Source organism: Streptomyces sp. NPDC055287, assembly GCF_053646035.1.
Map to the genome: position 1 here is coordinate 98,400 of NZ_JBSHNE010000021.1, position 6,803 is coordinate 105,202.

The following is a 6,803-nucleotide window of genomic DNA, read 5'->3' on the forward strand; positions in this document are numbered from 1 at the left end:
TTTTTTTAAACCCCCCCCCCGTTGTGGTTGTGGCCGGGGCGGGGGGGGGGGGGCCGCGGGGGGGGGGCCCCCCCCCCCCGGGGGGGGGCCCCGCGCCGACGCTCATGTCCGCATACGGGCCGGTCAGTTGGTGACGGGCCACTCCAGTGGCTCGCCGTGGAAGCCCTGGGTCAGCTCCACCGCGGCGGCCTTCTGGCCCTCGGGCACGAGGAATGCGGTGCAGATCTTCTCCGACTGCCCCACGCTCAGCTTCTTCTCCGTGTCCGGGGCCGGGCAGTTGGGCCACTTCGCGTCGCCCATCAGGACGAGGAGGGCGCGGGTGCGCCAGCCCCCGTCCGTCTTGACGACCAGGTCGTCGTCCATGTCCCCGACCTCCATGGCCGTGCCGCTCTTGTGGGTGAGCGTCGACCAGACGTAGACGGGAACCTGCGGACCGTCCTTCTTGTCCTTCTCCAGCCCGGAGTTGTCCATGTCGGCCGTGGTGCCCATCTGCACCTTGGTCGGTGTGACCGTGTACTTGCCATCCTTCGACTTCTGCATGCTGCTTTCCTGCTCCGGGCTGGCCTCACCCAGGCGGAACTTCTTCTTGCCGCCCGACGCGTCCGACCCCGAGCCGGACGATTGTGAGCCGGAGCCGCCCCTCTTGCCCGAACCCAAGTCGTTGCAGCCGGTCAGCGCCAAGGCCAGCGCCAGAGCACCCATCGCCGCCGGTACAGAACGAGTCCACGTACGCATGTTTCCCACTTTTCCCGTTGAATGTCCCCGTTGCCCGGCCGGGACAACTAGCCCGCACGACCGGACCCACGATCTGCGGCCATCCTGCCAGAGAAGGATCACCCCCCGGCAAGGGGGCCACACCCGGGCCGCGGAGCCACCGGCCCGGGGTGCCGGCGCATGAGCCCTCCGCGCCAACGGCCTTTTGGCTACACCAGGCGCCAATCCGGTGCCCCCTGCCTCGGTGCTGAGGCAGGGGGCACTCATCGCGAGTAGATGAGCTACGGACATCTGTCAGGTGTGCGACCCAGGAGCGTCCGAAGTAAGTCGGTGAGCACGAGCCGAGCGCGATCACGGTCGCGCAGTTCGTCGTGGCCGAAGCGGAACACCTCGTATCCGCGGAACTTCAGGTCGCGGTCGCCGCCCATGGTCGCGGCGTACTTTGCGCTGTCGGGTACGGCTCCGCCGTCGCGCGTGCAGTGCTGCATGCCGTCGACTTCCATCACCACGCGGCGGTTCGCGGGCAGCAGCATGAGGAAGTCCATGCGGAGGTTCTGCATGGCGCGTTCCCTGCGCTCGCGGACGGTCTTGGGATCCCAGTGCACCCATATCTCTGGCAGGAGAGCAGGTACATCGTGCAGTTGGCTCTTGTAGAGGTTGTGGTAGAGCCAGAACAGGTTCTTCCGGCCTGCGGATTCACGTGGCAGGGAAGCCTGCATGCGGCGGTAGAGGGAGTGGCTGGCCGTCTCAGTGTTTTTGATGTTGCGGGTCTCCTGCCACCAGGACAGCAGGTCGCTCCAGAGGAGCCCGTTCAAGGATCGACGTGCCCGGCTGACCGGCCGGGCCGACCGTGATCCAGCGCATCCTGCCCTGCCCGACATCGCTGCGGACCTCGAAGCCGAGGACGTCGCGGTAGAAGGCGAGCGACGCGTCCGGGTCGTCGTGCGGAAGGGAAGTCGTGTGAATGGTGATGTCCATGGTGAGCAGGCTAGAGGCGGCTCCGTGAACCGCGCTTCTCGAATCCTGATCGATCCGGACACGCCCGGACGTTCACGGGCATGTCACGCGGAGCACACTCGCTTCCCGCGACGGTGCACCCGATGCCCCGTCAGCCGCCCTCCAGGGGCAACGGAGGCTTAACGCCGGTCTTTCGTTCCGATGTATCACCCTCCCCCACCCTGGCTTGCACCACGGGCATCATCGTTCGAGTGTCGGAAAACGAACGAATGACGACAGGCGCGGCGAGCGTCCAATGAACCCGGACTTTCCGGGGCCCGACGGCGGCGCAGATCGGCGCGGCCAGGGCTACACCTTGCGCATCACCGCCGTGCCCGCGGTCCACCGCCAACTCCTCGACTGCTGCCAGCCCCTCGACGGCACCGCGGCAGTCCCGGCTCAGCGCAAGGCCGCCGCGAGTACGAGAACCGCGTCGCCGCACTCCCGGCTGCCAGCCTGCGTTGGCCCTGTTCTCGTATAACTACGGCCAGGTGGCGTGTAGCGCTGAGCAACTACGCGGGCTGCGCTCGTGCTGTTGAAGGGCGGCGAAGTCGGCGTGTGCCGTCTCGACTGCCTCTGGGTACGCCTGGATCTTCTCGTGCTCGGCCAGCGCCCGGTAAATGCTGGAGAGGCTGGGGCTCTGTCCCCTGCGGCGGCCGGTGGGGATGAGCAGGTCGGGCTGGATGTCCTCGACGGTCTCGCCGTTCGCGCGGCGGCGGAGCACGGTCTGCAGCATGTCGTCGGTGATGACCGGGGGCCGGCCGCCGTGGTTTCCCTTGCGGGCCGCGGCGTCCAGCCCTTAGAGGGTGGACTCCCGGATGTTCTCCCGCTCCGTCTCCGCCATCGCCGCGAAGAACCCGAACAGCAGACGGCCCGGCCCGCTGGGGTCGTACATCCCCTGAAGGGGACCGGCGAGCATCACCAGCACCAGGCCGTGCGCGGTGAGGTGATCGGCCAGGGCTGTCAGCTCTGCGGCGTCGCGTCCCAGACGCTTCATCTCGTTCACTGTGAAGATGACGCGGCAGTGCGGGGCATGGGCCTTGACCTCCCTCGCGGCGGCGAGCGCGGCCTCGAACTGTGGCCGGACCCGCACCCGGGTGCTGATCTTCTCGGCGAAGATCTTGTCCCGCGGGATGCCGTGTCCGGCGAGCGCGTCGAGCTGCGACTGGAGTTCCTGGGTGAGGCTGGAGCACCTCGCGTACCCGATGCGGATGTCTGCGGTCGGAGTGTCCGGGTCGATGGGCGCGGGCGCCGGGGTGCCGGGCCGCCACGGCTGGCCGGGGCCGCGGTCGGAGGGGGTGGGCACACGCAGGAGTTTCGCGAGCCGGGGCACCTTCGTGAAGCGGCCGGTGTGGTAGGTACCGGCGACGACTCCGGAGCGCGAGCGGCAGGGTGAGCCTGGCGATGCGTTACAGCGTGGGCAGGAGTGGCGCTCAACGTCGTCCGCTTCGGACACGGGTGCGGTGTGAGGGTCCGTCATGATCCCGAGTGCTGTCACAAACATTTCCCAGAACATGCCTGGTTCCATTTTTGAGTGAGAACGAGTTGTGACAGTGAATCCGCGATCCGGACCGCTGTCGCCGACCGTTTCCGATCTCGCTCCGGGAAATGGTCGTTTGTGAGAGCCTCGGTCAGCCTGTGCGTACGCCGTCGATGGCGATCGCGAGCAGGAGGTCGGCCTCGGCCGGGCCGTCGGCGTCCTGCTCGGTAGCCAGTGCGATGGCGCCGACGAGCTTCAGCAGCTGGGTGATGGTGATCCCGGACCGCACGACACCCGCCGCTCGGGCGTGCGAAAGGAGGGCGTCTCCGGCGGTGGTGATCATGTCGTGACAGGTCTCGCCCAGCGCTGGGTCTCCTTCGCGCATCAGCGACGCCCCCAGTCCGCGGTTGGCCACGGCGTGCGCGCCGACGGCGCGAAGCCAGGTGGACAGCGCCTGGCCCGGGTCGGGTTCGGCGAGAAGTGCATCCGCCGTCGCGCACAAGGTCTCCACTCGACCCTTGAAGACCGCCTCCAGGAGTGTCTGTCGGGAGGGGAAGTGGCGGTGCAGCGTGGCCGAGCCAACTCCGGCGCGGCGTGCGACCTCCTCCAGGGAGGCGTCGGCGCCATGCTCGGCGATCAGAGCCCCGGCGGCAGCCACGATCTTCTCGAGGTTGCGGCGGGCGTCGGCACGCATCGGTCGGCGGGGTTGGGCGGCGCCCTTCGGCATGGGTGCTCCTGGCAGCTTGATAAGTGGGGTGGTCCTCCATATCGTAGCGAACGAGAAACGGAGGGCCACCCCACTTAAGGGAATGGCTCCCCTTCCGCACGGACGCGATGGAGAAAAACGTGAAGCTGACGCAGAAGACCGTCGTGGTGGCGGGTGCGACCGGCCTGCAGGGCAGGGCCGTGACACATCACCTGCTCCGCGACGGCTGGCAGGTGCGCGCACTGACGCGCGACCCGGACGGGCCGCAGGCCACGGCGCTGTCGCGGGCCGGCGCACAGGTGGTGCGGACGCAGATGGAGGACGTCGACTCCCTGGCCGCCGCGGCCGAGGGTGCCTGGGGCTTGTTCAGCGTCCAGCCCACCGTCGGCTCGCCCGGCACCGCGCCGGACTTCACCGCCGACGACGAGGTGCGCTGGGGAGTGAACGTCGCCGAGGCCGCGCACGCCGCGGGCATCGGGCATTTCGTCTTCACCTCGGTCGCCGAAGCGGACCGGCACCTTGAGGAGAAGCTGCCGGTGAACCTGGTCAGCAAGTGGCGGATCGAGCAGCACATCGCCGGGATCGGCCTGCCCGCGACCATCCTGCGGCCGGTGTCCTTCATGGAGAACTTCACCGGCGGATACGCGCTGCGGAACGGGCACCTGTCCACCGGGCTCGCTCCGGAGGTCCCCCAGCAGATCATGGCCGTCGACGACGTCGGCGCCGTCACCGCGCTGGCGTTCTCCCGTCCCGAGGAGTGGATCGGCCGGGCCGTCTCCCTGGCCGGGGACGAACTCACGCCGGTCCAGATCGCCGCGGCCATCGGGAAGGCGCTCGGCATACCGCTGCCCTACGTCCAGATCCCGATCGACGCGATCCGGGCCCTGAGTGAAGACTTCGCCTACGCCAACGAGTGGCTCAACGAACGTGGCTACCGCGCGGACATCCCCGCCACCCGGAAGATCTACCCCGGCGCGATGGACCTCCGTACCTGGCTGCAGCGCACCGGCGCGTCCCAGATCGACGCGTTCCTCGACTCCACGCGCACAGCCGGGCAGGACGCATGAGCGCCCGCACTCACAGCCTCGGGCGTGTCGGGATCTGGGCGGGGGACTTCGACCACCTCTCCGCACCCGAGATCCGCAAGGCGGCCGCAGCGGTCGAGAACCTCGGCTTCGGCACCCTGTGGTTCCCCGAGACCACGGGCCGGGAGGCCATGGCACAGGCCGCGATCCTCCTGGCGGCCACCGGGCACATCACCGTGGCCTCCGGCATGACCGACATCTACGCCCGGGACCCGGTCACGACCGCCGCCGCGCAACGCACCCTGGAGGACGCGTTCCCCACCCGGTTCCTGCTCGGTCTGTGGGAGAGCCACCCCAGCCTGGCCCAGGACATCCGCGGCCACCGCTTCGGCCCGGCTCTGGCCACCATGCGCACCTACCTCGACGCACTGGACGCCGCCCCGTTCGGGCCGCCCGGCACGGCCGCCTCACCGAACCGCGTGCTCGCCGCCCTGGACCCCGGCATGCTCGCCCTCGCCGCCGAACGCGCCCGGGGCGCAACGGTGCTGGGCATGCCCGTCGAGTACACCCGCACCGCCAGGACCGTCCTCGAAGACGACGGCCTGTTGGCCATCACCCAGCTGTGCGTGCTCAGCCACGACCGCGCGGACACCGCCGACCTGGCACGCTCCACGGCCGCGGCCGCCCTGCCGAACCGCCGCGACCTGCTGCGAGGACTTGGACACGAGACCCCGGACGCGGTCGACAGCCAGCTGGTCGACGCGCTGGTGGCCCACGGCCGTGCCGAGGACATCGCCCACCGTGTCCAAGAGCACTTCGACGCCGGAGCCGACCACGTCAGTCTCCACCTTGTGACCACCACACCCGGCGCCCCGTCCGTACGGCAGTGGGAGCAACTCGCCATGCACCTCCCCGTCTAACCCGGTACACCCATACAGGAACACGGCGCTTGTGGGGAATCCTGAAAGCCGTCGCCGCGCCAGCTCAGGACTGCTGATGACGAGGGCGAGCCTCATCTGTCGTGCCATCCTCGTCCTCGTCCAGTTCGACCGCGTCCGGGTCGTGCAGAGACCACAGCCCCTCGCCCGGTCCGCGGGCCGCGAGGTTGAACTGGACGCGGCCCATGAAACCCCCGGAGCCTGGCCCCCCTACACCGAACTCTCCGGCGTCCGCGTCTACTTCATCCACGTCCGCGTCCTGCCACCCACCACCACCGCCAGCAAAGCCGGCAAAGCCACCCGCGTCACCCTCACCCACGACGAACTCACCAACCCCGACACCACCTGACGGCGCACCACACAGCATCCCAATAGCGGCCCGCAGAAACTGCACCACGCTCGATCAACCTGCACACACCACATACGCGCAGGTCAAACAGCCGCTGCCCCGCTCAACCCCACACTCCCAGCACCCCGAGCCACCACGAAGACCACCCAGAAAAGCTGAGAAACCCCAGCTCGCAGCCACAGCAACGACTCCGAAAATCTGAGCGACGACACACCTGGCCCGCCACGCCCGCAGTGCGCCCCTGCCCCTCCACTTGCGGACATGCCAGTGCCACGAACACGGCTGCCGCTGGCACTCCCGCCACCGCGGTTGCGCCGGCCCCATACTGCTCATCCTCATTCGGGCATCTGGCGGACGGATCTGGCGACTCACCGACGCCTGCGCAGCCTGCGCCAGCGCCACCACCGATGCCGCCGCAGTGCCCTACACCGTTGTCGCCACCACGGCTCAGGCGGCAACGACCGCGTCCCGGCCGGGACGGTCCCACATCCGGCGACCTAAGGGCTTGCAGATCATTAACACGTCGTCTTGATCTTCTTGTGGGGCTCGTCGGATTGGCTGAGGACCCGGGCATGGAGGGCCGCAAGAACGACGC

8 protein-coding genes and 2 pseudogenes are annotated in these 6,803 nt (G+C 68.9%); 3 read left to right on the forward strand and 7 right to left on the reverse strand.

What is annotated here, in order from left to right:
* Positions 1–123: 123 nt before the first annotated feature.
* From ACWIHY_RS27330 to ACWIHY_RS27360, 7 genes and pseudogenes are all read right to left on the reverse strand, one after another.
* A complete protein-coding gene (locus tag ACWIHY_RS27330; protein ID WP_454378327.1) occupies positions 124–735 on the reverse strand; it encodes a hypothetical protein in 612 nt (203 codons plus the stop codon).
* Positions 736–995: 260 nt separating this feature from the next.
* A complete protein-coding gene (locus ACWIHY_RS27335; protein ID WP_454378328.1) occupies positions 996–1,529 on the reverse strand; it encodes a DUF559 domain-containing protein in 534 nt (177 codons plus the stop codon).
* A pseudogene (locus ACWIHY_RS27340) lies at positions 1,498–1,692 on the reverse strand (VOC family protein); the annotation flags it as partial. The pseudogene ACWIHY_RS27340 and the gene ACWIHY_RS27335, both read right to left, overlap by 32 nt.
* 499 nt (positions 1,693–2,191) lie before the next feature.
* Positions 2,192–2,446, reverse strand: coding sequence for a hypothetical protein (locus ACWIHY_RS27345; RefSeq protein WP_454378329.1), 255 nt, complete (start codon positions 2,444–2,446; stop codon positions 2,192–2,194).
* 63 nt (positions 2,447–2,509) lie between these two features.
* Positions 2,510–3,016, reverse strand: a complete 507-nt coding sequence (locus ACWIHY_RS27350) for a recombinase family protein (RefSeq protein WP_454378339.1) — start codon at positions 3,014–3,016, stop codon at positions 2,510–2,512.
* Positions 3,017–3,238: pseudogene (locus ACWIHY_RS27355) on the reverse strand (zinc finger domain-containing protein); the annotation flags it as partial.
* A 103-nt stretch (positions 3,239–3,341) separates the two neighbouring features.
* A complete protein-coding gene (locus tag ACWIHY_RS27360; RefSeq protein ID WP_454378330.1) occupies positions 3,342–3,917 on the reverse strand; it encodes a TetR/AcrR family transcriptional regulator in 576 nt (191 codons plus the stop codon).
* Between the two features lie 119 nt (positions 3,918–4,036).
* On the opposite strand from ACWIHY_RS27360, the gene ACWIHY_RS27365 reads away from it, so the two are divergent.
* From ACWIHY_RS27365 to ACWIHY_RS27375, 3 genes are all read left to right on the forward strand, one after another.
* Complete coding sequence (locus ACWIHY_RS27365; RefSeq protein ID WP_454378331.1) at positions 4,037–4,963, forward strand: NmrA/HSCARG family protein; 927 nt, start codon at positions 4,037–4,039, stop codon at positions 4,961–4,963.
* Positions 4,960–5,841 (forward strand): LLM class flavin-dependent oxidoreductase, encoded by an 882-nt coding sequence (locus ACWIHY_RS27370; protein WP_454378332.1) that lies wholly within the window; start codon positions 4,960–4,962, stop codon positions 5,839–5,841. The genes ACWIHY_RS27365 and ACWIHY_RS27370 overlap by 4 nt, the downstream gene beginning before the upstream one ends.
* A 76-nt stretch (positions 5,842–5,917) precedes the next feature.
* Complete coding sequence (locus ACWIHY_RS27375) at positions 5,918–6,208, forward strand: hypothetical protein (protein ID WP_454378333.1); 291 nt, start codon at positions 5,918–5,920, stop codon at positions 6,206–6,208.
* Positions 6,209–6,803 lie beyond the last annotated feature (595 nt).

Coding starts and splice junctions, on each gene's coding strand:
- ACWIHY_RS27330 (WP_454378327.1), bottom strand. CDS start 735: ATGCGTACGTGGACTCGTTCTGTACCGGCGGCGATGGGTGCTCTGGCG.
- ACWIHY_RS27345 (WP_454378329.1), bottom strand. CDS start 2,446: ATGCTGCAGACCGTGCTCCGCCGCCGCGCGAACGGCGAGACCGTCGAG.
- ACWIHY_RS27360 (WP_454378330.1), bottom strand. CDS start 3,917: ATGCCGAAGGGCGCCGCCCAACCCCGCCGACCGATGCGTGCCGACGCC.
- ACWIHY_RS27370 (WP_454378332.1), top strand. CDS start 4,960: ATGAGCGCCCGCACTCACAGCCTCGGGCGTGTCGGGATCTGGGCGGGG.
- ACWIHY_RS27375 (WP_454378333.1), top strand. CDS start 5,918: ATGACGAGGGCGAGCCTCATCTGTCGTGCCATCCTCGTCCTCGTCCAG.